The sequence below is a fragment of the Streptomyces composti genome (assembly GCF_012034205.1).
GTDB classification, from domain to species: Bacteria; Actinomycetota; Actinomycetes; order Streptomycetales; family Streptomycetaceae; genus Streptomyces; species Streptomyces composti.
The window spans coordinates 99287-124356 of the sequence record NZ_JAATEM010000017.1 but is presented as its reverse complement, the minus strand read 5'-3'; the positions used below and the strand labels follow the sequence as shown (position 1 = coordinate 124356).

Here is a 25070-nt window from a genome sequence, read left to right as displayed (position 1 = left end):
TCATCCTGCCCTCACCGCTGCACTCTCCGCAAAAGCTGTTGCATAGAGTGCAACGACTCGTGTGCGGCTGTCAGTGAACGTCGTCCACCAGCACATCCAGCGTCCAGGGCTTCCCGCCCTTGCCCGGAGCCTCCGCCTCCACCACGAACCCGAGGTCCCGCAGCACCGTCACCAGCTCCTCAGGACCCTCCGGCGCGGCACCGGCCGTCAGCAGGCTCCGTACGATCCGCCCCTTGGTCGCCTTGTTGAAGTGGCTGACCACCTTCCGGGTCGGCGCATGCAGCACCCGTACCGTCGCCGTCCGCCCGGCCAACTCGCCCTTCGGCTTCCACGCCGCCGCGTACGCCGACGACCGCAGGTCCAGCACCAGGCCGTCCCCCGCCGCCTCCGGCAGCACAGCCGCCATCGGAGTCCGCCAGTGCGCGCCCAGCGCCCCGAGACCGGGCAGCCTGACACCCATCGAGCAGCGGTAGGAGGGGATCCGGTCCGTGATGCGGACGGCACCCCACAGCCCCGAGAACACCAGCAGCTGGCGGCCCGCCCGGCGTTTCGCCGCCGTGTCCAGCGAGGCCAGGTCCAGGGCGTCGTACAGCACGCCGGTGTAGATCTCCCCGGCCGGCCGGGCGCCCGCGGTGCGCAGCCCCGCGTTCTTCGCGACCTCGGCCCGCAGCCCCTCGCTCAGCCCGAGCACCTCCCGTGCCTTGTCCTCGTCGCCGGAGCAGAGATCCACCAGCTCGGTGAGCACCGCCTCCCGGGCCTCGTTCAGCCCCGGCAGCGACAACGACTCCAGCTTCAGCGGGGCACCGCGGCCGGAAGCGGCCTTGCCCTCGGACGGCGGCAGCAGGACGAGCACACGTACTCCTTCGGATAGCGCTCCGCACAGGGTACGGCCCGCCGCTCAGGCGGCCGCCCGCTGCTCCTGGGTGAGGGCGCGCACCAGCGCGGCGGAGTCGTCCGCGTGCAGACGCAGCACCCGGACCGGCCTGCGCCGGCCCAGCAGGGTGACATGGGTGACGGGCTCGCTCAGCTCGATGGTGACCGAGGTCTGCGCGGCCACCGGCAGATTCAGCTCGCCCTCGGCCCGCTCGTGCGTGGTCCGCAGCTCGCGCCGTACCGAGGCGATCCGCTCCAGCGGCACCGTCACATCCACATGACCGGCGCGGCGCACCCGCAGTGCGCCCGGGTACAGCACATGCGGCCGCACCACGGACGCGGCATGCATGCCGACGACGATCACCACGCCGTACACGTCCAGCACGAACACCGCACGCTCCACGACCGGCCAGTCCCGCAGCAGGTAGACCATCGCGGCCGTCTCGACCACGCACACGAAGGCGAAGCCGGCCATCAAGGACCCCTGCCCCCGGCTGTAGCCGAACGCCGTCCCGCCCGCGGTGCCGTGCGTCCTCCGGGCCGCCCACAACCCCAGACTCACCAGCAACCGCACCTCGTGCCGCACCAGCCCCCAGGCCGCCCCCAGCACCCTCATCCCCGCCCCACCGCTTCTCCTCCTCGCCTGCTCTCTTCTCGTCCGCCCTGCACGATCCGCAGCGTCCGCCGGATCGCCTCCGCCTGGGCCGGCGGGAAGTCCGCGAAGAAGGCCCGCAGAAAACTCGCGTGCTCGCCCGTCTCCTCACCGGCGATCCCCGCGCCCTCCGGCACCAGCCCCGCGGGCACACACGCGGCCAGCTCCCGAGCCGCCTCCTCCACCCGGGGGTCGTCCGGCTCGGCCTCGGCGAGCGCGTCCAGCAGCGCATACGCACCCGCCGCCCGCTCCACCGCCTCCGGCGTGCGCAGCGCCCCGGCCAGCACACCCAGCAGCCGTTCCCGCTCCTCCTCCGGCGCGGTGGCATCGATCAGCGCCAGGAGCTCGCGGTCCTTGGCGGCCATCGGCGAGGCGCCCGGATCTCCCATGTCCCGGAACAGCGCGGCGAGCTCGGCCGAGACCGGCCCTTCCGCCCGCACCCCGCCCTCCGACTCCAGCAGCGCCCGCAGCCGCGCCCGCCGCTCCCGGATCGCCGCCTCCTGCCGGGCCAGGTCCTCGTCCAGCTCCGTCAGCACCTCGGCGAGGTCCTTCCCGGCGTCGTCCGCGAGCACGTCCCGCACCTCGGCGAGCCCCAGCCCCAGCTCGGTCAGCCGCCGGATCCGCGCGAGCAGCACGGCATGCCGCAGCGTGTACTCCCGATACCCGTTGCTCCGCCGCTCCGGCTCCGGCAGCAGCCCCAGATGGTGGTAGTGCCGCACGGCCCGCGTGGTGACCCCGACCACGGCCGCGAGTTCTCCGATCCGCATGCCCTCAGTAGAAACGTTGACGTCGCGGCAGGGTCAAGCACACGCGATCGTGCGAGCGGGGTGCTTCGAACGGGGTGCGTTGATCATGACCAGAGCCCTCGGCCCGGCCGGCCTGGCGAGCAACCAGGGTGCAGAGCTCGCTCTTCCTCCGAGGGCGCGGAAAGAAAGTGCGCCCGGGGGCGCGTTGTACGTCACGTACCATGGTCAGCACGGCAGACGAGCCGGGCGGACGGCCGCGTGGAGTTCCCCTTGCGGGGGCTCCCCGAGGAACGTCCGGGCTCCACAGGGCAGGGTGGTGGCCAACAGCCACCCGGGGTGACCCGCGGGACAGTGCCACAGAAAACAGACCGCCGGGGACCTCGGTCCTCGGTAAGGGTGAAACGGTGGTGTAAGAGACCACCAGCGCCTGGGGTGACTCAGGCGGCTAGGTAAACCCCACCCGGAGCAAGGTCAAGAGGAAGCACCCCGGTGCTTCTGCGCGGACGCTCGAGGGCTGCCCGCCCGAGTCCGCGGGTAGACCGCACGAGGCCGGTGGCAACACCGGTCCTAGATGGATGGCCGTCGCCCCGGGGTCCGCGAGGACCCCGGGGAACAGAACCCGGCGTACAGCCCGACTCGTCTGCCGCTCAGTCTTTGCAGCAGCGGGGGCCTCTGCTGCCTTCCGAAGGATCCGGCGCCGGAGAGAGTCCGGGGAGAATGCGCCGCCGCGGAGGCGCCGGTCCCGGCCGTTCGCCTCGAGCGCCCCCGGCCCCGCACCATGGAATCGACGGAATGGCGCAGTCTTGCGGAGGCGAATCGCAATGAAGGCGACGCTCTCGTTGGGACGTGTGGCAGGTATCCGGATCGGGGTGCACTGGAGTGTCCTGGTCATCTTCGGCCTGATCGCCGTCGGGCTGGCGGCCGGGCGGCTGCCGGACGCCCACCCGGGCCGGTCGGACTGGCTGTACGCGGTGGCCGGGGTGGCCACGGCGGTGCTCTTCCTGCTGTCGCTCCTGGCCCATGAGCTCAGCCATGCGATCGTCGCCCGCCGCAATGGTGTGGCCAGTGACGAGATCACGCTCTGGCTGCTGGGCGGGGTCGCCCGCCTGAAGAGCGAGGCGCCGAGCCCTGGGGCCGAGCTGCGCATCGCCGGGGTCGGCCCGCTGGTCAGCCTGACGCTGGGCGTGGTGTTCGGACTGCTGGCCGTCCTGTTCGGCCAGGCCTACGGAACCGGGCTGTGGATCGAGGCGCTGGCCTGGCTCGCGGCGATCAACATCCTGCTGGCGCTGTTCAACGCCCTCCCGGCGGCGCCGCTGGACGGCGGGCGGCTGCTGCGTGCCCTGGTGTGGTGGCGCACGGGCAGCAGGCTTCGGGCCACCGAGGTCGCCACCGGCGCGGGCCGCGTGCTCGGCTGGCTGCTCGTCGTCGCCGGCATCTTCCTGGTGTTCGCCGGCGCCGCGGTCGACGGGCTGTGGCTGATGCTGATCGGCTGGTTCATGACCGCCATGGCGAGCGCCGAGGGCGGTCAGGCGAGGATGCGGGAACTGCTCGGCACGGTCCCGGTGCGCCGGGCCATGACTCCGGATCCCGAGACGGTGCCGGCCGCCATCACCGTCCAGCAGTTCCTGAGCGACCCGGCCTGGGTCTACCGGCACTCGGCCTTCCCGGTCACCGACGCGACCGGACTGCCCATCGGGCTGATCAGTGTGCACCGGGCCGGCGAGGTCCCGGCGGACACGCGTCATCGCACGCCGGTCATGGACGTCATGGTGCCGCTCGGCGATCTCCCGACCGCGCATCCCGAGGACCGGCTGGTGGACCTGCTGCCCGCCGTCGAGGCGAGCCCGGCCCGCCGCGCCCTGGTCCTGGCCGACGACAGGCTCGTGGGCATCGTCACCCAGTCCGACATCAACCGGATCATCAGCTGGCTCACCACCGTCGCACGCGCGGACGGCGACCGGGTCGTCCGGCCGTAGAGCCGACCGGGTCGTCCGGCCGTAGAGCCGACCTGGCCGCCCGGGCCGTCCCACGCTGCACCGAATCCGGGGTGAATCTCACTATGTGAGCCGATCCTGGTCATTTCGGCGGACGCCTGCCTAGCCTTGCGCTCATCGTGAGGAGAAACGATGGGTGAACACATTCACGTCCGTATCTGGGACGTCACCGGCGTCGGCGACGACGGCGAGCTGCTCGAAAGCGCTCAGTGCCGCTGCGGCGCCACCTGGAACAGGTCCTACCGGCCGGACGACGGGTCCCCGGAGGACTGATCACGGCGGGCACTGCCGCGACCGGTTGCGCACCTCGGCGTGCCCCGGTGGCCGATTTGCGCCCTTGTCGACATATTGCCCCGCACATCACCCTTTCAAGGTCACCGGTGACCGCAAGGGGGGAATGTGCCGTTCGGCAGTGCAGACAGGGCTCGACTCGAGCAGATCGCCGCGCAACTCAAGAATCTCGCCACTGACCTCGCCACCCTCAAGCAGCAAGTCGAGAATCAGCAGCACGCCATCAGTCAGATCCGGGAGCAGGACGCCACCGCCGCCATCAATAGCGGTCTCGCGGATATCCGGGCCGTCGCCCGCAGCGCACTCGACCGGACCGGCGAGGTCGTCACCGAGCCCCTCGCCGGCATCGGCAGCGAACTCGTCGCCATCCGTGGCGCCATCAACCGCCTCGAAGGGCGACTGCGCACCGCTCCGCCGCCGGCGACCGAGGTGCCGGAACAGGACCCCGCACCGGTGGCGCCGCCGCCACCGCCACCGCCTGCCGTGGACGACGTCCCGCCCGAACCGGCCCCCGACCCGGAACCGCGTCCGGGACCGGAGGGCGAACAGGACCTGGAGGTGCTCCGCGCCGCTGCCGGCATCTCCGCCGCCACCCTCCACGCCCACCGCGACACGTGGGAGTTCCTGGTCAAGCATGCCGGTCAGGACCAGCACTTCCACCTGCCTGCCGAGGTCCAGGACGCCGCGGGGACGATCCTCGCCAAGGTCTCCGGCCCCAGCCTCGTCGCCGCGCTGACCCGTCTCCACCGAGTCAGTCACACCGCCGGCGACGCGGGCACCCGGGCCATCGCCGCCCATCTGCACGGGCGGCTCACCGAGACCGTCCAGGAGATCGTCACCCGCCCCCACCGGGGAGACGGAGCAGACCCCGTCCACGTCGTCATCGACGACCGGGCCGCACCCGCCGGTCAGGACGACAGGGGGCAGTAACCGCAAGAGGCAACCCCCGACCGCGCATCGCGGTCGGGGACTTCGGTGTGGGCTGAGAGGCGAGCCGGGCGAGCCCATCAGCTCGTTGGACGCCGAGGGGGAGGGTGCGGGTGCGGGCTCACCGGTCCGATGGTGGAGCGCTCCCAATTCTTTGAATACTCAATTGACCGGGTCGTCATTGAATCGGTCAGGAAAATTGGCTGAAAGGCATTCTTGCGGCCGCGCGTGCTTCTCCATGTCCGGGGGCGAGCGATGAGTCCGAAGGCGCCGCGGAGGACGATCGTCGGTGAAGGGGCGGAATCGTCGGCTCCCTTTCTATTTCCGGGCGGGTACCTTGATCAATGATCAATAGGGGTGATCCCATTTCCGGAAGAAGTGCTGGACGCAAACCTTGCGCCGGCCTCGTCCTCCTGGCAGGGTGTCAGAGTCGTCGGTTCTCGGCATTGGGTCATGGGGGAGACACGATGTTCCACAGCTTTGCGACCACCCGGAACAGCTCTCCCTTTCCTCGGACTGCGGTTCGCCGCCCTGCCTGACTCGTCCGTGTCCGGATGCGTCACAACCCTGGTAGGTCCGCCGGAAGTCTGAAGGGGAGGAAGGAAACACGATGGGCCACGCCCCGGTTTCCGCGGGGAAACCCTTGCAACACCGATTTCGCTGTCCGGATTCGTACCTCGGCGGGCTCCTGTCGGAAGTCACCCGGGTACCGATCCGCAGCATCCTGGTCGCGGGCTCGCCTCGTACGGGCGGAGAGGATCCGCGGCACATCAATGCGCTCGCCGAGGTCTGCTCCGATCTGCCGCCGATCGTCGTGCACCGGAAATCGATGACCGTCATCGACGGGGTGCACCGGCTCCGGGCCGTGCAGCGCAGCGGTGCCACTCATATCAGCGCCGTCCTCTTCAACGGGGACGAGCGGGAGGCCTTCGTCCTCGCCGTCAAGCTGAACAGCAGCCATGGACTGCCGCTCACGCTCGCCGACCGCAAGGCCGCGGCGCTGCAGATGCTGGCCGACTTCCCGGAGTGGTCCAACCGGCGCCTGGCCGGGATCGTCGGTCTGTCGGACAAGACCGTCGCGGCGCTCCGCAGGAGGGCGGCTGCGGAACTTCCGCACCCGACCACCGTCCGCGTCGGCCGGGACGGAGTGGCCTATCCGCTGATGGCCGGGGAGGCGCGCAGGCGCGCGATGGCGTACCTCGCCGAGCACCCGGACGCCTCCGCGCGCGAGGTCGCGCACGCCGCGGGCATCTCGCTGACCACGGCGAAGGATGCGCGCAGGCGCGTGCGCGCCGGACAGGGCGAACCGGACGACGCGCCCGGCGCGACGCGGTCCGGTCAAGCGCCAGACGGTCAAGCGTCAGACGGTGAGGCGCCAGACGGTGACGCGTCGAACGGTGAGGCGCGGAACGGTGCGATGCAGCCCGGTGCTGTGCGGCCCGGTGCGGCCCGGCCCGGGGACTCCCCGCCGGTCGATGCCGCGAGCGTCCGGGACGACGGGCCCGCTCGCGCCGCCGGTGCCGACGCTGCCGCGGCCGTCCGGCGTCCCCGTCCCCCCAGGGTCCCCCGGGTGCAGCCCGTGTGCCCGGACCTGCAGCTGGCCATCCGGCGGCTGCGGGCCGATCCCTCCCTGCGGTTCACCGAGGTGGGCCGCAGGCTGCTGCGGACGCTGGACGCCTCGGCCGCTCAGCCGCACGACTGGGCGGCGATGGCCGGCAGCCTGCCGATCCACTGCGCACCGGTGATCGCGGAACTGGCCCGGCATCAGGCGGTCAGCTGGCAGCTGCTGGCCGAATCATTGACGGAACGGCTGCATTCCAGGGAAGCTGGCGCCTAGTCGTACGGCCCTTTCGGACGCCGGTTGCCGGGGCTGATTTCCGTCGCTCCGGCGGCGCCGGCAGGCTGTGCTCAATGGTGTGTCGTCTCGTTGATTCCTGGCGTTTCCTGTTCCGGTTTCCGAGCGGAACGGAAAAGCGGCCCCCGTGACCGGGGCTCTCGTCATAGGCCCGAATAGGGCCGACAGAAATCGCGGCCGTCGGCCGGAATGTTGTGTCGTGTTCGAGTGCGCTCGTACGATGGCTTCCGACTTTCGAAGCGGGGGAACGTGATATCCACGACTCAGAGTGATTCCGCGTTACCGGAGATGCCGGGACAGTGGTACAACTTCCTGCCTGATCTTCCGGGGCCCGTGCCCGAGGTGCGGGATTCCGGGAGCCCCAGTGCTGCGGAGATCGCCGAGAAGGTCCGGCCCCGGATTCTGATCGAGCAGAACGGTACGGACCAGAAATGGATCCCGATACCCGAGCCCGTCATGGAACGGCTGCGCCAGTGCGGCCGGCCCACGCCGCTGCACCGGGCGCGCCGCCTGGAGCAGCACCTCGGCACCCGCGCGAGGATCTACCTCAAGCGCGAGGACGTGCTGCCCACCGGCAGCTTCAAGCTCAACACCGCAATCGCCCAGGCCCATTACGCGGCCGAGGAGGGGCGGACCACCCTGGTCACCGAGACCGGTGCGGGGCAGTGGGGGATGAGCGTCGCGCTCGCGGCGAAGATGTTCGGACTGCGGGCCGAGATCTTCATGGTGCGGTGCTCGCTGGAGCAGAAGCCTTACCGGCGGCACTACATGGAGTTGCTGGGCGCCGAGGTGGAGCCCTCGCCGTCGCTCCGCACCGCGATCGGGCGGAAGATCCTGCAGGACACGCCCGGCCACCCCGGCAGCCTCGGCACCGCGATCAGTGACGCGATCGAGCACGCCCTGGGCCTGCCGGGCGCCGCCTACCTCGCCGGCAGCGGCATGCCGCACGTCTACCTCCACCAGACCCTGCTCGGCCTGGAAGTGACCGCGCAGCTCGCGGAGCACGGCGAGGAGCTGGGCGTGGAGGGGCGCGGCGACCACCTCATCGCCTGCTCCGGCGGCGGCAGCAACCTCTGCGGACTCGTCGGACCCCACCTCAGGGCCAGGGCGGACGGAGCGGATCTGCGCTTCCTCGCCGCGGAGTCCACGGCGGCCCCCCGGCTCACGCAGGGCGTCTACGCCTACGGCCGCACCGACCTGGGCGGCTTCACGCCGGAGGTGCTCGGCTACACCATGGGTGAGGACTTCATCCCGCCGCCCAATCATGTGGGCGGCCTGCGCAACCACCACAGCTCCGCCCTGGTCAGCCTGCTGCGGCACGAGGGCGTCCTGGACGCCGTCGCCTTCGACCAGCGCACCGCCCTGGAGGCCGGCCGTCTCCTGCTGCAGACCGAGGGTCTGCTGCTCGCCCCGGAGGCGAGTCATGCGGTGGCGGCGGCCGTGGAGGTGGCGGCAAAGGCCCGCACGGAACGGCGGGAACCGGTGATCGTCGTGCTGGCCAGCGGCGCCGGCTTCCTCGACCTGCAGGGCTATCACGAGGTCCTGGGCGATACGCGGGAGGCCCAGGTCGATACGTAGGCGCGGGGGCGCGCCGGCCAGGGCAAGGGCACCGCACTCGCCTCGCCCACGGTCCCCTCCGGGCCTCGCCGCAGGTGCGGGCCCGCCGGTCCGCCCCCGTCACCGTGGCCGGCCGACCCGCCTCGGCACCGGCCGGCCCGGTCACCGGCCCGCCCGGGCGCCAACCGGCCCAGGCCACCGCCCCGGCCCGGAAACGGTCCCGGGCCCCGCCCTCACCACCCGCCCCCGTCACCGCACTTCCGCACCGCGCGATTGGGAAGCCCTATGCGCTTGGCGACATTCCAGCCCCGGCCCGGCGTCCACTGTGAGACGTCCACCCTGCGGAACATGCTGCACCACGCCGGTGCCGACATCTCCGAGCCCATGCTGTTCGGCCTGGGCCGGGGGATCGACGTGCAGTACTGGGACGGCCCGGAGCCCGGCCGCACCGCGCCCATGCTCACCGGCCGGATCGGGCCGGCCGAGCTGTCCCGCAACGCCTGCGCCGCGCTCGGCGCGGAGCTGCGGGAGTCGCGGGCACCGGACGGGGAGGCGGCGCGGGCCGAGGCGGTGAAGCTGCTCGAGGCCGGTCATGTCGTGGGGGTGTCCGTCGACATCTTCCACCTCGACTACTTCTCCTCCCGCAGCCACTTCTCCGCGCACTGCATCGCGGTGTACGGGCTGGACGGCTCGCTCGCCCATGTCGTGGACACCGGGCAGCAGGGCGGGGCGCAGACCTTGCCCGAGGAGTCGCTGCGCCGGGCCCGCGCATCGGACGAGGGGTTCCTGCCGTCGCCGCACTGGCAGATGTATGTGGAGCGGCTCCCCGACCGGCTGCTCGCGGACACCGACGCGGTGCTGCGGGAGCAGATCTGGTCGGCCGTACGGGACACCGCCGGGCGGATGTCGCGCGATCACGGGCCGCGGCGCGGCCTCGGCGCCCTGCGCACGCTGGCCGCCGAGATCGCCGAGTGGGGCGAGACCCTGGCGGACGCGCGGGAGTCGGTGCCGGGTGTGGGCCGCTTCTGGCGGTTCGCGGGCACCGGGGGCGCCAACTTCCGCACGTTGTACCGGGACTTCCTGCACGAGGCCCGGCAGCGCACCGGTGACGCGGCGCTCGACCCGCTCGTCGAGGGCTTCGGCGAGGTGCGCCGCCGCTGGGAGGAAGCGACCGACCTGCTGATGGGCTACCCGGGGAACGACGAGCGGGGGCGGCGCGTCCTCGGGACCGTCGCTGGGCTCCTCGCGGAGACCGCGGAGGCCGAACAGGGCCTGTACGAGCGGCTGTTCGCCGTCGCGGCCGAACGGGCGGGTGAGGCGGAGTGACGATCACCCGGATGAAGTCCGTCTGCCGGATGTGCCACGGCGGCTGCGGCGCCCTCATCGACCTGGAGAACGGTGTTCCCACCGCCATCCACGGCGACCCGGACAACCCCACCAGCGAGGGCTACTTCTGCATCAAGGGCAAGGCCTCGCTCGATCTGCTGCACAGCCCGGACCGGCTCACCACACCGCTGGCGCGCACCGGGCCACGCGGTTCGGGCAGTTTCGAGCCGATCGGCTGGGACGAGGCCCTGGACCGGATCTGCCACCGGCTGACCGAGACCATCGCCCGGCACGGACCGGAGTCGGTGGCACTCGGCCAGGGCACCGACCGCAACTACCAGGAGTGGGTGTTCCGGCTGGCCAACGCGCTGGGCACGCCCAATGTGGTGGGGCCCGCGCATGTGTGCTTCTACCCGCGGGTCATGGCCTCGATCATGACCTACGGCGCCTTCACCTTCTGCGACTACGAGGGCGACCCCGAGGTGGTGCTGCTGTGGGGCAGCAACAAGCCGGACACGCACTCCGACGGCGTGATCGGGGTGAAGCTGCTGCGGGCCGTGGAACGCGGCAGCCGGGTGATCACCGTCGATCCGCGGCGGACGCGGACCGCCGCCCGCTCCGAGCTCCACCTCCCCGTCCGGCCGGGCACCGACTGCGCGCTGGCGCTCGGCATGATCAAGCTCGTCGTCGACGAGGGCTGGTACGACCGTGACTTCGTCGCCGAGTACACGACGGGGTTCGACGAACTCGCCGAGCATGTACGGGAGTACGACCTCGAGCGGGTCGCGGGGATCACCGGTCTCGAGCCGGAGCTGATCCGGCGGGCGACCCGCGCCTACGCCACCGCCTCCCGGGCGTGCATCGAGGCCGGCACCGGGCTGTCGCAGAACGAGAACTCCTTCGACACCCACCGCGCCATCGCCCTGCTCTGCGCGCTCTGCGGCAACCTCGACGCCCCCGGCGGCGACGTGATCTGGGAGCCCATGCCGATCGAGGGCCGGCGGGCCTTCCCCCGCTCGGACCTGCTCCCGGAGGAGCAGGCGAGGAAACGGATCGGCGGCGACCGGCACCGGATCCTGTCGATGTCCGGCTGGGTCGCGCCGGGCGACCTGCACCGGGCCGTCGTCACCGGGTCGCCGTACCCGGTCACCTCCCTGCTGCTCTTCGGCAGCAACATCCTGGCCTCGCACGAGAACACCGAGCTGGTGCGCAGGTCGCTGGAGAAGCTGGACCTGGTCGTGGTCTGCGACATGTTCCTGACGCCGACGGCCCGGTACGCCGATGTGGTGCTGCCCGTCTCCAGCTGGCTGGAGCGGGACCAGATCGTGGAGTTCAACTCCTACATCGCGGCCCGGCGGAAGGTCGCCACCGTGGAGGGCTGCCGCTCCGACGAGGAGATCATCCTCGCCCTCGCCGAACGGCTCGGCCTCGCCCGGCACTTCTTCCCTTCGGTGCGCGCCGCCCTGGACGCCAAGCTGTCCGGCATCGGGCTGACCTGGGAGCAGTTCACCGAGATCGGCTACATCCGCAACGAGAAGCGGTACCGCAAGTACCGCGACGGCGGCTTCAGGACCAGGTCCGGACGGGTCGATCTGCGCCACGACGGGCTGAAGGCCATGGGCTACGAGCCGTTCCCGGTGCACCGCCCGGCCCCGCCGCCGGACCCGGAGCTGCCGTACCTGATGACCAGCGCGCACCCGCGCCGGTTCTACAACACCGAGTTCCACCAGTTGCCGACCACCGCGCGCCGCCGCCCGGCGGCCCGGGTGACCGTCCACCCGGACACCGCCAAGCGTGAGGGTCTCACGGACGGCGACGAGGTGGCCCTGTTCACGCGGGCCGGTGCGCGCGAGGTGCGCATGACGGTCCGGATCTCCGACTCCGTCGCGCCGGACGTCGTGCTGGCGGACGCCGGCTGGTGGTATCCGGGCGAGTCCTCCCTCGACGAGTCGCTCAGATCCTCGGTCAATCACCTGACCAGCAACGACCGTTCCGACGTGCAGATGGGGAGCGCCACGATGAGAGGTCTGGCAGTGGGCATCCGGCGAGTGGGACCCGGCCGTGGCTAGCGCGCGCGGCACCGTCGCCCCCCGGGTGCCGGAGACCGACGAGGGCCTGCAGGGCGACGAACTGGCCCTCAAGTACGACGAGATGCAGCGCCACATCCGGGACAACGGCTGGCTGCAGGAGAAGATCGACGACATCCTCGCCGCCGGCATCGACTCGGGCAGGGTGCTGGAACTCGGCTGCGGCCCCGGCTACCTCGGCCTGGAATGGCTCCGGCAGGCGCCCGGCACCGCCCGGCTCACCGGCCTCGACATCTCACCGGCGATGCTGCGGCGGGCGAGCGCCAACGCCGCCGAGTACGGCCTGCGCGACCGGTGCGCCTACGAATGCGGCACCGTGCTGCGACTCCCGTTCGAGGACGGCAGCTTCGACCACGTCATCAGTGCCTCCTCGCTGCACGAATGGGCGGAACCGGTGACCGCCCTCGAGGAGATGCACCGCGTGCTCAGGCCCGGCGGCCGGTACTGCGTCTCCGACCTGCGCCGGGACATCGACCGGACGACCTTCCAGTTCATGAAGGCCAACATCGCCGCCGACATGCGCCCCGGCTTCCGCACCTCGATCCGCTCCTCGTACGTCACGAGCGAGGTCGAGGAGCTGCTGAGGGGCACCGCGCTGGAGACGGCCGCCGTGACGGAAGTGCAGATGGGGCTCGTCATCACGGGCAGGAAGGAAGGGCCATGAATCCACTCGGGCAGAGCTCTCCGGCCATCACCGCCACCCACGAGGGCCGCTTCCCCGCACGCCCCGGCTTCCCCGGGGCCTGGGAGGAGCTGCTCCAGACGTCCGCCGCCTGGCAGGAGCTCGACTGCGCCAAGTACCTGGCCACCTGGTGCGGTCATGCCCCCGACCACGTCGTCGGCCGGCTCGCCGGGGTCAACCACATCGGCGTCTACATGGGCGACTACGGCGGCGACGAGGAGATCTTCGACTGGCACACCCACCTCAACGAGCTGAAGACCACAGGACCGGTCACCTCCGTGGAGATGGGCCCCTCCTACATCTCGCCCCGCCAGTACGGCACCCCCGGCTGGTGGAACTCCGTCACCCTCGCCGACGGGCGGGTCATCGAGATGTTCGCCTGCCGCCGCTTCGGCCCCTGGGCGCGGCGGCCCGCCGAGGAGAAGGGCCGGCTGATGTCGCACGTCGCCATCGCCGTCCGCACCGGGGACGACGTCCGCCACGTCCTGGACACCCTCGAGAGCGAGGCCGGTCACCTGGAGACCATCGCCTACACCGAGGCCGACGAGGTCGGCCACACCTACGGGCACCTGCGCAACAACGACAGCGGCACCGTGCTGGAGATCGTCTACGAGGAGCCGCGCGACGGAACGGGGCACGCCGATGGCCGTCATTGACATCTCCCCGTACTCCGGGGACCACTGCGAGTCCACCGCCCTGCTCAACATGCTCCGCAACCACGAGATCGAGCTGAGCGAACCGCTGCTGTTCGGCCTGGGGCGCGGGCTGTCCTTCCTGTACTGGCACTCCCGGCAGATGCCGACGCCGTTCCTCGCCGGCCGGGTCAAGCCCGACCATCTGATGCGCAACGCGGCCGAAGCGCTCGCCCTCGGCCTGCGCACCCAGGAGACCGCATCGCGGGCCAAGGCCGAGGCCACCCTGCTGCAGGCGCTCGACGAGGGCGACGTGGTGGGGCTCAAGCTCGACCGCCACCACCTCGACTACGCGCAGGAGGACCACCACTTCGCCGCGCACTACGTCGCCTGCATCGGCTACGAGGACGACCGGTTCGTCGTGGTGGAGACCCGGGCGCTGGGCGTGCAGTCGACCTCGCGGGAGAGCATGGCGCGCGCCCGCGCCGCCCGCGGGCCGATGTCCTCGCGCAACCTGTCGGTGCGGATCGACCCGCACGGCTACGACCCGTCCCGGCTGCCCAAGGCCTGCCAGGCCGCGGTCCTCGCCACCGCGCAGGACTTCTTGAACCCGCCCATCACCAACATGGGCTTCAAGGGCATCACCAAGGCCGCCACCCTGATGCGCGCCTGGCCTGACCGGCTCGACGACACCGGCGAGGCCATGCGCATCGTCGGCACCAGCATGGAGGAGGGCGGCACCGGCGGCGGGCTGTTCCGGACGCTGTGGGCGCGGTTCCTGGAGGAGGCCCACGAGCTGACCGGGATCGAGGCCTACGACGAGATCTCCGTCGCGTACCGCCGCATCTCCGACCGCTGGACCGAGGTGGCGAACCTCCTGCGGAACGCCGGCGAGGACGGCGCCCGCCAGGCCCTGCAGCAGGCGGCCGTGATCGTCGACTCCCTGGCCGGCGAGGAGCGCGCGGCCATGGCACGGCTGGAGGAGGTGTCCCGATGACCACCCTCGCCCGCTCGGCCGGCCCCGGCCTGCGCACCCGGCTGCACGACACCCTCGCCGCCCGCCTCGGCATCGCCCGCAAGGTCGCCGCGGTCACCTCCCTGGACCGCCACGGCCTCGACGCCTGGACCGCCCAGGCGCTCGCCGGGACCGTGGCCCACGCCTGCCGCAACTCCCCGTTCTACGCACACCATGTGCCGGCCGGGGTCGCACGGGCCGTGGCACAGGGGCGCGAGCAGGCGTTCGAGGACATCCCCTTCACCACCCGGGACCACCTGGCCGCCGCCTACCCGCTCGGCATGCTCGCCGTGCCGCGGCGCGAGGTGATCCGCTTCGACGAGAGCTCCGGCACCGGCAACGGGCGCTCCATCGCCGCGTTCTTCACCATGGCCGACTGGCTGGAGAACAACCTCACCGTCGCCCGGCTGCTCTCCTCGGTCCTCGACGAGCGGGACGTCGCCGCCATCGCGGTCCCCTACGAACTGGCCGGTGTCGGCCAGGACCTCGACCGGGCCATCGAGATCCTCGGCTGCGCCATCGTGCCGCTCGGCGCCGCCTCGCCGTCGTGCACCCCGGAGCGGATGACCGACGCACTGCTGCGCTCCGGCGCCACCACCCTGGTCTGCTCCGGCACCCGCGCCCTGTACCTCGGCGAGATCGCCCGCCGGCGCGGCATCGACCCGCGCCGCGACCTCGCCGTCACCAAGATCCTCACCGCGGGGGAGGGCGCCTCGCCCGCCAAGAAGCGGCGCCTGGCCGACCAGTGGGACGCCACCGCCTACGCGATGTTCGGCATGACCGAGACCAACACGCTGGCCATGTTCTGTCCCGAGCGCGCCCTGCACCTGGTCGAGACCCGCACGTTCTTCGAGGTGGTGGACCCGGCCACCGGCGAGCGGCTGCCCGACGGGCAGACGGGTGAACTGGCGGTGACCACCCTGGCCTCCCGCGCCATGCCGCTGCTGCGCTACCGCACCGGCGACGTCTGCCGCATCGACGCCACGCCGTGCGCCTGCGGCTCCCCGCTGCGCCGGCTGCAGCACCGCGGCCGGATCGGCGACCGCATCCCCCTCGGCGAACGCTGGACCTCCCAGCTGGAGATCGAGGACATCGTGCTGGGCGCGCTGACCCGGCCCCCCTACTACTTCGCCTTCGACATCGACGGGGACGCCCTGCTCGTTTCGCTGCCCCCGTCCAGCTCCGACACCGCGACGCGGGACTCGATCGCGGCCGGCGTCCGTGACCGGCTCGGCGCGGACACCCGCTTCCGCCTCCTGGACACCGACCGCTTCGAGACCGCGCTGCGCACCTCTGCCAAACCGACCATGCGCAACTTCAGTGCCCACGGGGGAGGAGGTGACCGGCGGTGAGGGTGGAACTGCCGCTTCCCACACGCCTTCCGCTCGAAGGTCACTTCGAGATCGACGACACCTGCATCGACTGCAAGCTCTGCAACGACCTCGCGCCCGACAACTTCGAGGCGGACCTCGACCACGACGTGCACTACGTGTGCAAGCAGCCCGAGACGCCCGACGAGCTCGAACGGGTTCTCGACGCCTTCGAATCCTGCCCCACCGAATCGATCCGCTACCTAGCTGGGCCCACCGAGGAGTGATGGCGCAATGGCAAGCCTGGACGATCCACGCGCGGCCGGCCGGAAGTCCGGCGGGCGGCAGACGACCGAACTGGGCCCGGTGGCCGAGAGCTACGACCAGCTGCACCGCATCGATCTGCTCGGCGAGGCACGGGCCGCCCGCGGGGTGCCCGAGGGCAGCTACGACTCGACGGTGTGCGCCGTCTTCCAGGCCGCGGAGGTGAGCCTGCTCAACCTGGCCCGCCTGGCAGGACGGACCCAGGCCCGGCTGCTCGACGGCGACATCCCCGGCGCCTCCCGCTACACGCAGTGGGCGCTCGGCTTCCACCGGCTGCTGCGCGGCCTCGGCACCGCGATGTTCGACGTCCGCAGCGCCTTCGGGACCGCCGCGCTCGACGGGGCCGCCGCGCTGAGCGTCTCCGAGTCGGCCGGCTACGCCGCCTACGTCGACGCGCTGCGGGAACTGGAGGACGCGGCACGCACCACCCTGATGACCGCCTCGCCGCGGCTGGTCCGCTCCACCATCGCCACCGAGAGCATCGACAACGCCCTCTACCGGGTGCTGCACGGCATCCGGCTCAGCTGCCACGACGCCACCAAGTGGGAGAGCGACCTGACCGGCGTGCCGGTCGGGGTGCGCCGCGGCACCGACGAGCTGATCTCCGCCGAGACCCTGGCCCGGGCGGTGGCCGCGACCGAGCTGAACGCCGCCACCCTGCACGGCGAGTTCGTCGCCCTGCACCAGATCCCGGAGATCCTGGTCGCCGAGGCCAACGACCACCTGGAGACCGCCATCCGGGCCATCCGGGCGTCGGAGCTGAGCCGGGCGGTCCAGCACCTGACGGTGTGCCGGACGCTGCTCGACCCGGTGGTCGAGGCGCAGCGGGTGATGGCCGAGCACCTGGCGACCGGTGAGTACCACGCCTTCCGCATCAATCTGGGGCCCGCCAGCGGCACCCACTCGCTCGCCATCAAGCAGCACATGTTCCGGGACCTGTTCAAGCACCTGTGGAACGACCTGGAGACCTGGCTGCGCTCGCTCGGCGCGTCCTGTCTGGAGGACGCCGTGCGGGACATCGACGCACACCGCCACGACGACCCCGCCGCCTGGCTGCGGCACCTCGTGCTCGACCGGGCGTTCCGGCTGCACGACGCCCACCAGCAGTGGCGGCACGAGCATCTGCACATGCCCCGCAACTGCCTGGGCAGCGGCGGCACCAAGTCCATGATCGGCATCCCGGACGGGCCGCAGGCGGTCTACAAGATGCGCGACGCCGCCAACGCCCAGCACTCGCTGGCCTCCGTCCACCGGGCGCGCCGCACCGGCCTCGCCAACGCGGTGCCGGACTCGCCCCTGGTCAAGCTCATCACCGACCCCAGCTCCCTCGACTCGGAGCTGATGCGGCTGGTGGGCGAGGCGACCCGCGAGTACTTCCCCCAGGTCCAAGAGCAGAGCTATCAGCCGTTCCGCTCCGGCGCGGCTGAGCGGAACCCGTAGGAGCGCCGACGGTGACCACCGCAGAATCCCGAGCCCCGGGCCCCGGCGGGCCCGGCGAGACCACCCTGCTGCCCGGCACGTCCGGCGGCGCCTGGCGAGGATCGGAGTACATCGCCAGCCTCAAGGACGACCGGGAGATCTGGTGCGAGGGGCGCCGGGTCGACGTGACCGGCGACCCCGAGTTCACCCCCATGCTGACCACGCTGGCCGGCCTCTACGACGCCCAGCACCTGCCGGACCGGGCCGGGCAGATGCTGTACCGGTCCGAGACCACCGGCAACCCGGTCAGCCTGTCGTACCTGGCGCCGGCCGACCGGGACGCCCTCGGCCGCAAGTGGGCCAACTCCCACCGGTGGGCCGAGGCCTCCCACGGCCAGCTCTCCCGGATCCCCGACTTCATGTCCAACGTCGTGGTCGGCCTCTACGACTTCCGGCACCAGCTCGCCGAGGTGGACCCGCGGTTCGCGAGCAACGCCGAGAACTACTACCACTACGCCCGCGAGAACGACCTCACCCTCACCCACGGTCTCGGCGACCCGCAGATCGACCGGTCCGCCACCCCCGCCCAGCGGCCGGAGCTGGGACTGCGGGTGGTGCGGCGCGGCGCCGACGGCATCGTGGTGCGCGGCGCCAAGCAGATCGCCACCCTCGCCCCGTACGCGCACGAGGTGCTGATCTACCTCTCGCCCGCCAACTACCTGCGGGAGGACCCCAGTTACGTGTGCTGGTTCGCCGCGCCGCTCGCCTCGCCCGGGCTGCGCGTGCTGTGCCGCTCCTCGTACACCGGCTCCGGCGGACTCGCCGGGCGCTACGACGAGCAGGACGCCATGCTGGTCTTCGACGACGTGTTCGTCCCCATGGACCGGGTCTTCCTGCTCGACGACTCCCAGACCGCCGTGCGCGGCTTCGCCGAGCTGAACAAGTGGTCGCTCTACACCGGCCAGATCCGCTACTACCACCGGCTGCGCACCCTGCTCGGCGTGGCCTCGCTGCTCGCCCAGGCGATCGGGGTGAACAAGTTCCGGCAGGTCACCGATCTGCTCGGTGAACTCACCTCCTACGTCGAGCTCGTGCGGCTCGGTCTGGAGGCGATCGACGCCGAGAGCCGGCCCACCGCCTCAGGGCTGCTCGCCCCCGGTTCCACGGCCGCGCTGGACGCCGTCGCAGGACGCTTCTCCAGCCGCGCCTCGGAGATCATCCGGCAGATCGGCGCCTCCGGTCTGATCATGCAGCCCTCCGAGGGCGACCTGGGCACCTCCGCCCTGCGCTCGGCCCTGGACACCTACATGTGCGGGCGGGAGACGAGCCCGGACGAGAAGTCCCGCATCTTCCGGCTCGCCGCCGATCTGACCGTCGACCGCTTCGGGATGCGGCAGGAGCTGTACGAGACGTGGAACCGGGGCGACCCCGCCCGGGTCCGCTCGATGCTCTACGACCGCTACCCCGACCTGCGGCGCTGCGAAGCAGGGGCCCGCGACCTGGCCGAAGGGCGGATGGACCACACATGAGCCTGGACAGCATTCGACTCGAGGGAGTCACCACCCACAACCTCAAGTCGGTCGACGTCTCCTTCCCCAAGGGGCAGCTGATCGTCGCCGCGGGCGTGTCCGGATCGGGCAAGTCGTCCCTGGTCATCGACACCCTGTTCGAGCACTCCAAGACGCTCTACCTGGGCGCCCTGTCGAGCAAGTCCCTCGACATGGGCGACGGCGACTACCAGTTCGACCGGATCGCCGGCACCCAGCCGCCGGTGGCCCTGCGCCAGCGCGACGGCGGCTGGTCCAACCCCCGCTCCACCGTGGGCACCCTCACCGGCCTGGACGGGCTGTACCGGCTGCTGTTCGGCGCCGGCTCCCGCCCGGTCTGCCCGGCCTGCTACGGCCCCACCGGAGCGGACCTGTTCTGCGAGGAGTGCGGCTGCTTCGCCGAGCCGCACTCCGCCAAGCACTTCAGCTTCAACCGCAAGGAAGGCAAGTGCCTGCGGTGCGACGGCATCGGCGAACTCGTCGGCTTCTCCCTCGACAAGATCATCCCCGACCGGTCGAAGACGCTCACCGAGATCTTCGACGGAGCCGACCCCGGCACCTTCGCCGTCCCCAATGTGCGCAAGGCCTTCGAGGCGATGGCCGCGGACACCGGCATCGACCTGGACGTGCCGTTCGAGAAGCTGACCCCCGAGCAGACCGAGCGGGTGCTGCACGGCCACGACAAGGTCTACACCCTCAAGATCCGCAAGGTCACCAACGACTTCCGCTTCGAGGGCATCCTGGGCTTCCTGGACCGCGCCTACCGCACCGCCTCCTCGGCCGCCCGCAAGAAGGCCTTCGCCAACTACCTCGGCCGGGAGGTCTGCCCCGGCTGCAACGGCGGCCGGCTGCGTCCCGAGTCACTCGCCGCCACGGTCGCCGGGCACACCTTCCACGACTTCCAGAGCGACGAGCTGTCGCACTCCATCGCACGGCTGCGCCGGGCCCTCGACTCCGGTGACCTGCCGGACCAGGTCCGCGAACTGGCCGCGGCGATCGTCAAGCAGAGCGGCAACATCGAGGAGGTCGGCCTCGGCCACCTGCAGCTGCAGCGCCCGGTGGCCACCCTGTCCGGCGGCGAGCTGCAGCGGCTGCTGCTCGCCCAGCACCTGGCCAGCGACCTGACCGGCGTGATGTACGTCCTCGACGAACCCACCGCCGGACTCCACGAGGCCGACACCGGCAGGATCCTCACCTCGCTGCGCCGGCTGCGCGACCTCGGGAACACCGTCATCGTCATCGAGCACGACGAGTCGGTGATCCGGGCCGCCGACTGGATCGTCGAACTGGGCCCCGGCGCAGGCTCCCGCGGCGGCGAGATCGTCTTCGAGGGCCGCTTCGCCGACCTGCTGAAGTCCGGCTCCTCGCCGACCGCGGCCGCCATGCGCTCCGGCGCACCCTCACGGACCCGCACCGACCTCACCGGCGCCGACTGGATCGAGGTCCGCGGCATCACCCGCAACAACGTCACCGACCAGACCGCCAGGTTCCCGCTCGGCGCGCTGACCTGCGTCTCCGGGGTGTCCGGCGCGGGCAAGAGCTCCCTGGTGGCCGCCCTGCACGAACGCGTCGCCCGGGCCGTCGGCCGGCGGCGCTCCGGTGCGCCGGCCGACAGCACCGGCGTCGACGGAGCCGACGCCCTGGACGACGTCATCTATGTCGAGCAGCGGCCGATCGGCCGCTCGAGCCGCAGCACCCTGGTCACCAGCATCGGCATCAGCGACCACATCCGCGACGCCTTCGCCAACAGCGCCGAGGCAGCCGAACGGGGCCTGGGGCGAGCCGAGTTCAGCCCCAACGTGGCGGGCGGCCGGTGCGAGTCCTGCAAGGGTCTCGGGCTCGCCGAGATCGAGATGACGCTGTTCAAGAGCGAGTTCATCGTCTGCCCCGAGTGCGAGGGACGCCGCTTCCAGGAGCATGTCCTCGAGGTGCGGCTGAACGGCAGGAACATCCACGACGTGCTGTCGATGACCGTCGAGGACGCCCTCGGCTGGTTCGACGCCGACGCCCACCCCAAGGTCGTCCAAGCGCTGCGCGTCCTTGACGAGTTCGGCCTCGGCTACCTGCAGCTCGGCTGCTCCACCACCACCCTCTCCGGCGGCGAGGCGCAGCGGCTCAACCTCGCCGGCGAGCTGCTCAAGCAGCGCCGCAGCCGCACCCTGTTCATCTTCGACGAGCCGACCCGCGGCCTGCACTCCGCCGACATCCGCCACCTGCTGGCCCTGTTCGAGCGGCTGATCTCCACCGGCAACACCGTGCTGGTCATCGAGCACAACGTGAAGGTGATCGCCATCGCCGACTGGGTGATCGACCTCGGGCCCGGCGCGGGGCGCGGCGGCGGCCGGATCGTGGTGAGCGGCACCCCGGAGGAGGTGGCCGCCCACCCGGACAGCGTCACCGGACGGTTCGTCCGCGCGCTCGGCGAGGAGACCGGTCCGCCCCCGCCCGAACCCGACGGCGGCCGGCGGCCCGGCACGATGCGGGACCTGGGCGTCATCGGCGAGCTGCTGCCGCGCGCGGTCACCGTCGTCGCGGGAACCGCCCGCCGGTCCGAGCACGCGGGGCCGACCCCGTACGGGCTGGTCATCGGCTCGCTCACCGTCGTCTCCGACGAACTCGCCCTGATCGGCTTCCTGGTGCGCTCGCGCAGCACCAGCTGGACCGCCATCGCCGAGACCGGACGGTTCTGCGTCAACATCCTCGGCGAGGACCAGCGCGAGGTGTCCGAGGCCTTCTCCCAGGGCCGGCCGGACAGCCGCTTCGACACGCTGGCGTGGACCCCGTCCGCCAACGGCTGCCCCCGGCTCCCCGGCGCCGTCGGCACCATCGACTGCAGCCTGAAGTCGACCTACCGCATCGGCGACCACGAGTTCGTCCTGGCGACGGTCGTCAGCGTCGACATGGACCCCGGCAACGGCCGCCGGCCGCTGCTGCGCGAGGACGAGGGCGACAGCGCCCTCGACGACTACGGGTGGCGCCGGTTCGCCCGGGAAGCGGAGGCCCGGTGACGACCGTCCCGTCCCTCACCCGGCACTACGAGCAGTTCCTGGACCTGCTGACCCGCCCGGGCGGCACCCGCGGCCCCGGTCCGGAAGGACCCGCCGGACCGCTCGCCCGCTACGGCGAACGCGCCGACGCCCGGGGCACCGCCCGGCCGGTCGCGCTCACCCGCGAGGCGTGGATCTCCCACCAGATCGACCTGGCGCTGGCGCTCGGCCGGCTGCTCACCGAGGACGACGTGGTCGTCTCGGCCGTGCCCTACGAACTGTCCTTCCTGGGAGCCGCGGTGGACCGGGCCGTGGAGCTGACCGGCGCCTCGGTGATCAGCACCGGCACCAGCGGCACCATCTGCCCGCTGCCGCGGCTGCTCGGCCTGATCGAGCAGTACGAGGTGACCGCACTGGTGTGCTCGCCCGGCTTCGCCGCCCACCTGGCGGGCGTCGCGGTCGCGCTCGGTGAACGGCCGCGGGCTTCGACGGTCCGCACCGTCGTCTGCGTGGGCGAGGCCGCCTCCCCGGAGCGGCTTCAGCGGGTCGGCGCCGCCTGGGGGGCAGCCCGCACCGCCGCCGTCCACGGCACCCCGTCGACGCCGGTGGTGGCCGTCCCCTGCGAGGCGGGCGCGCTCCATGTGTGCGCGCGGCTGCGGGCCGAGGTCCCCGGCGGGCCCCGCGGCGAGCTGCACCTCGACGGCGCGCCGGCCGGCGAACTGGCCGAGCTGCACCCGGCCGGCGAGGCATGCGGCTGCGACGCGGCGAGCCCGGTCCTGGTGCCGCTCGGCAGCACCGCCACGGCGCTGCCCGGACCCGACGGCGCACCGGTCACGGCCGTGGACGTGGAACGGGTCGTGTTCCGGGAGCCCTCGCTCGCACCGCACTTCGCCTGCGAGGTCCTCGACGGCGCCTTCCGGGTGACCTGCGCCGTCGACGACCCGGAGCAGACGCCCGCCGACGCCCTGCGGGCAAGGCTGCGCAACCGGATCCGGGACGCGCTCGGCGTCGGCGCCGAGGTCACCATCACCGGCCCGAAGGAGTGGAGCACCGCCAGGTCATGACCCGCACCCGGCGTGGCGAGCGGTCGCCGCGGCCGGTCCACCGGTGGCATCCGAGGAGACGAGACGTATGAGGGTAGCGGTAGTACAGACCCAGTGGGTCGACGATCACGAGGAGGGCCGGCGCAACGCCTACCGGGCCATCGAGGACGCCTGCGCCGGGGGCGACATCGACCTGGTGTGCTTCCCCGAGTTCCTGCTCGGGCCGCCCTGGTACATGCCGGGGCAGGACGGCCTCAAGGGGCGCACCGACACACCGATCCCGGGACCCGTCGTCGACGGCTTCCAGTCCCTGGCCCGCAAACTCGGCACGTACATCCTGCTGGGCTCGCTCGTCGAGGACCTGCGGGACGGCATGTACCGGAACACCTCGCTGCTGATCGGCCGTCAGGGAGCCGTCGCGGGCAAGGCGATCAAGGCGCACGCCTTCGGCAACGAGATGGTGGTGTGCCGTCAGGCCGACTCGCTGGGCGTGCTGACCACCGAGTTCGGGCGCATCGGCATCGCCGTCTGCTCGGACTTCTGGATGCCGGAGGTCATCCGGCTGCTCGCCCTGGCCGGCGCGCACACCGTCTTCGTACCCGGCGGCACGCTGAACCAGAACCAGCCGCTGATGGTGAACGCCCTGCGCACGGCCGCGTACCTGAACGACGTCAACATCGTCTACGCCAGCTCGGTCGGCGTCGTCCGCGGCAAGCGCGGCGACCGGGTCGTGGAGATCAATTTCGCCGGGACCAGCCTGGTCGCCCGACCCGAGGGCGTGATCGCCCAGGCCGGCAGCGACCGCCCCGAGACCCTCGTCGTCGATCTCGACCCGCCCGCCCCCGGCGACGGCCGGCGGTGGCAGCGGCTGCGCAGGCCCGCCGCCTACCAGCGGCTGCTCACCCCGTACGCCGGGGCCGACCGCGACCTTGCCGCCGAACTGCGGGACAGCCTGACGCAGAACGGCGCCCCGCCCGCCGCAGCCACCAGCAGCGCACCCGAGGGGGCCCGCCCGTGACCGTGTTCGTAGCGCAGCACGCCCGCCGCAGCGACCCCGAGGCGACGGCCGCCGCCGTGCTCGGCGACCTGGAGAGCCGGGTCACCGCGGAGGCGTCGTTCGTCGTCCTGCCCGAGAACGCCTTCACCACCGGCGCCGTCACCGCGCCGCTGCCCGGGGACCTGGCCGGACGGTGCCTGGACCGCCTGACCGCACTGGCGCGGCACCGGAGCACGTACGTGCTCACCGGCTCCTGGCCCGAGGAACGGGCGGGCGGCGCCCTGGTGCAGGTGGCCCGCCTGCTCGGCCCGGACGGCACCGAGTGCGCCCGGGTGGAACGGCCCGTCCTGGACGACGGCACCACCGGCACCGGCGACGACTTCCCGGTCGTCGAGACGCCGTACGGGACCGTCGGGGTGCTGCTCGGCCCCGACTTCTGGCTGGTCGAACCGCCCCGCGTGCAGTGCCTGGCCGGCGCCGAACTGCTCCTGGTGGCCGGGGCCCTCGACGGCACCCGGCGGGAAGCGCAGCGCTCCGCCGTCTGGGGCATCGCCACCCTCAACACCGTCGCCGTCGCCTTCGCCGCCGCACTGAGCGAGAGCAGCGGCGGAGGCAGCGCGGTGGCCATGCCCGAGGGCTTCCTGGCCGAGGCCGGCACCGCCGAGGGCGTGCTCGAGGCGCCCTGGGACCCCGAGAAGATCCGGTACCTGCGCGAACCCGACCTGCGCTTCCAGCAGACGCTCTGGTTCGGGCTGTGGGCTCGCCGGACGGAGCTGTACACGGACCTGACCGCGCAAGGGAAGTGA

21 protein-coding genes and 1 other RNA gene are annotated in these 25070 nt (G+C 72.0%); 19 read left to right on the top strand and 3 right to left on the bottom strand.

Annotated elements, in window-relative coordinates; all coding sequences use genetic code 11:
• Positions 1-70: 70 nt before the first annotated feature.
• Genes yaaA through HCJ93_RS15930 form a run of 3 tightly spaced genes read right to left on the bottom strand, consistent with a single transcriptional unit; the run spans position 71 to position 2292 of the window.
• Entirely contained in the window at positions 71-853 is a 783-nt protein-coding gene (yaaA, locus tag HCJ93_RS15940; RefSeq protein WP_167996374.1) for a peroxide stress protein YaaA, read from the bottom strand.
• Positions 854-898: 45 nt separating this feature from the next.
• Positions 899-1489 (bottom strand): hypothetical protein, encoded by a 591-nt coding sequence (locus HCJ93_RS15935; RefSeq protein WP_167996373.1) that lies wholly within the window; start codon positions 1487-1489, stop codon positions 899-901.
• On the bottom strand, positions 1486-2292 hold the full coding sequence (locus tag HCJ93_RS15930) for a MerR family transcriptional regulator (protein WP_167996372.1): 807 nt from the start codon (positions 2290-2292) through the stop codon (positions 1486-1488). The genes HCJ93_RS15935 and HCJ93_RS15930 overlap by 4 nt, the downstream gene beginning before the upstream one ends.
• 217 nt (positions 2293-2509) lie before the next feature.
• Here HCJ93_RS15930 and rnpB point away from each other — a divergent pair.
• The 19 genes from rnpB (at position 2510) to HCJ93_RS15835 (ending at position 25070) form a co-directional block, all read left to right on the top strand.
• Positions 2510-2914: RNase P RNA component class A (gene rnpB / locus HCJ93_RS15925), an RNA gene on the top strand.
• Positions 2915-3119: 205 nt separating this feature from the next.
• Positions 3120-4247: a site-2 protease family protein gene (locus HCJ93_RS15920; protein WP_309141416.1), complete on the top strand. Its 1128-nt coding sequence runs from the start codon at positions 3120-3122 to the stop codon at positions 4245-4247.
• 150 nt (positions 4248-4397) lie between these two features.
• Positions 4398-4538, top strand: coding sequence for a hypothetical protein (locus HCJ93_RS15915; RefSeq protein ID WP_167996370.1), 141 nt, complete (start codon positions 4398-4400; stop codon positions 4536-4538).
• A gap of 126 nt (positions 4539-4664) precedes the next feature.
• Positions 4665-5486 (top strand): hypothetical protein, encoded by an 822-nt coding sequence (locus tag HCJ93_RS15910; protein WP_167996369.1) that lies wholly within the window; start codon positions 4665-4667, stop codon positions 5484-5486.
• A gap of 826 nt (positions 5487-6312) precedes the next feature.
• A complete protein-coding gene (locus HCJ93_RS29530) occupies positions 6313-7320 on the top strand; it encodes a ParB/RepB/Spo0J family partition protein (RefSeq protein ID WP_240967630.1) in 1008 nt (335 codons plus the stop codon).
• A gap of 306 nt (positions 7321-7626) precedes the next feature.
• Positions 7627-8916, top strand: a complete 1290-nt coding sequence (locus HCJ93_RS15900) for a TrpB-like pyridoxal phosphate-dependent enzyme (RefSeq protein WP_167996368.1) — start codon at positions 7627-7629, stop codon at positions 8914-8916.
• A gap of 264 nt (positions 8917-9180) precedes the next feature.
• A complete protein-coding gene (locus HCJ93_RS15895) occupies positions 9181-10221 on the top strand; it encodes a BtrH N-terminal domain-containing protein (RefSeq protein WP_167996367.1) in 1041 nt (346 codons plus the stop codon).
• 11 nt (positions 10222-10232) lie between these two features.
• Positions 10233-12290, top strand: coding sequence for a molybdopterin-containing oxidoreductase family protein (locus HCJ93_RS15890; RefSeq protein WP_167996366.1), 2058 nt, complete (start codon positions 10233-10235; stop codon positions 12288-12290).
• Positions 12283-12972: a class I SAM-dependent methyltransferase gene (locus tag HCJ93_RS15885; protein ID WP_167996365.1), complete on the top strand. Its 690-nt coding sequence runs from the start codon at positions 12283-12285 to the stop codon at positions 12970-12972. The genes HCJ93_RS15890 and HCJ93_RS15885 overlap by 8 nt, the downstream gene beginning before the upstream one ends.
• The gene (locus tag HCJ93_RS15880) at positions 12969-13646 is read left to right on the top strand and encodes a hypothetical protein (RefSeq protein WP_167996364.1); all 678 of its coding nucleotides are present in this window, start codon (positions 12969-12971) and stop codon (positions 13644-13646) included. Before HCJ93_RS15885 ends, HCJ93_RS15880 begins: the two co-directional genes overlap by 4 nt.
• Positions 13633-14619, top strand: a complete 987-nt coding sequence (locus HCJ93_RS15875; RefSeq protein ID WP_167996363.1) for a BtrH N-terminal domain-containing protein — start codon at positions 13633-13635, stop codon at positions 14617-14619. The genes HCJ93_RS15880 and HCJ93_RS15875 overlap by 14 nt, the downstream gene beginning before the upstream one ends.
• Positions 14616-15989 carry a phenylacetate--CoA ligase family protein gene (locus HCJ93_RS15870; protein WP_167996362.1) on the top strand — a complete coding sequence of 458 codons (1374 nt, stop codon included), beginning with the start codon at positions 14616-14618 and terminating at the stop codon, positions 15987-15989. Before HCJ93_RS15875 ends, HCJ93_RS15870 begins: the two co-directional genes overlap by 4 nt.
• Positions 15986-16234: a ferredoxin gene (locus HCJ93_RS15865; protein ID WP_167996361.1), complete on the top strand. Its 249-nt coding sequence runs from the start codon at positions 15986-15988 to the stop codon at positions 16232-16234. The genes HCJ93_RS15870 and HCJ93_RS15865 overlap by 4 nt, the downstream gene beginning before the upstream one ends.
• A 7-nt stretch (positions 16235-16241) precedes the next feature.
• Positions 16242-17711: a tryptophan 2,3-dioxygenase gene (locus HCJ93_RS15860; protein WP_167996360.1), complete on the top strand. Its 1470-nt coding sequence runs from the start codon at positions 16242-16244 to the stop codon at positions 17709-17711.
• Positions 17712-17722: 11 nt separating this feature from the next.
• Positions 17723-19219 (top strand): 4-hydroxyphenylacetate 3-hydroxylase N-terminal domain-containing protein, encoded by a 1497-nt coding sequence (locus tag HCJ93_RS15855; RefSeq protein ID WP_309141415.1) that lies wholly within the window; start codon positions 17723-17725, stop codon positions 19217-19219.
• Complete coding sequence (locus HCJ93_RS15850; protein WP_167996359.1) at positions 19216-22245, top strand: flavin reductase; 3030 nt, start codon at positions 19216-19218, stop codon at positions 22243-22245. The genes HCJ93_RS15855 and HCJ93_RS15850 overlap by 4 nt, the downstream gene beginning before the upstream one ends.
• Positions 22242-23288, top strand: a complete 1047-nt coding sequence (locus HCJ93_RS15845) for a phenylacetate--CoA ligase family protein (RefSeq protein WP_167996358.1) — start codon at positions 22242-22244, stop codon at positions 23286-23288. Before HCJ93_RS15850 ends, HCJ93_RS15845 begins: the two co-directional genes overlap by 4 nt.
• 67 nt (positions 23289-23355) lie before the next feature.
• Positions 23356-24285, top strand: a complete 930-nt coding sequence (locus tag HCJ93_RS15840) for a carbon-nitrogen hydrolase family protein (RefSeq protein ID WP_167996357.1) — start codon at positions 23356-23358, stop codon at positions 24283-24285.
• A complete protein-coding gene (locus tag HCJ93_RS15835; RefSeq protein WP_167996356.1) occupies positions 24282-25070 on the top strand; it encodes a carbon-nitrogen hydrolase family protein in 789 nt (262 codons plus the stop codon). The genes HCJ93_RS15840 and HCJ93_RS15835 overlap by 4 nt, the downstream gene beginning before the upstream one ends.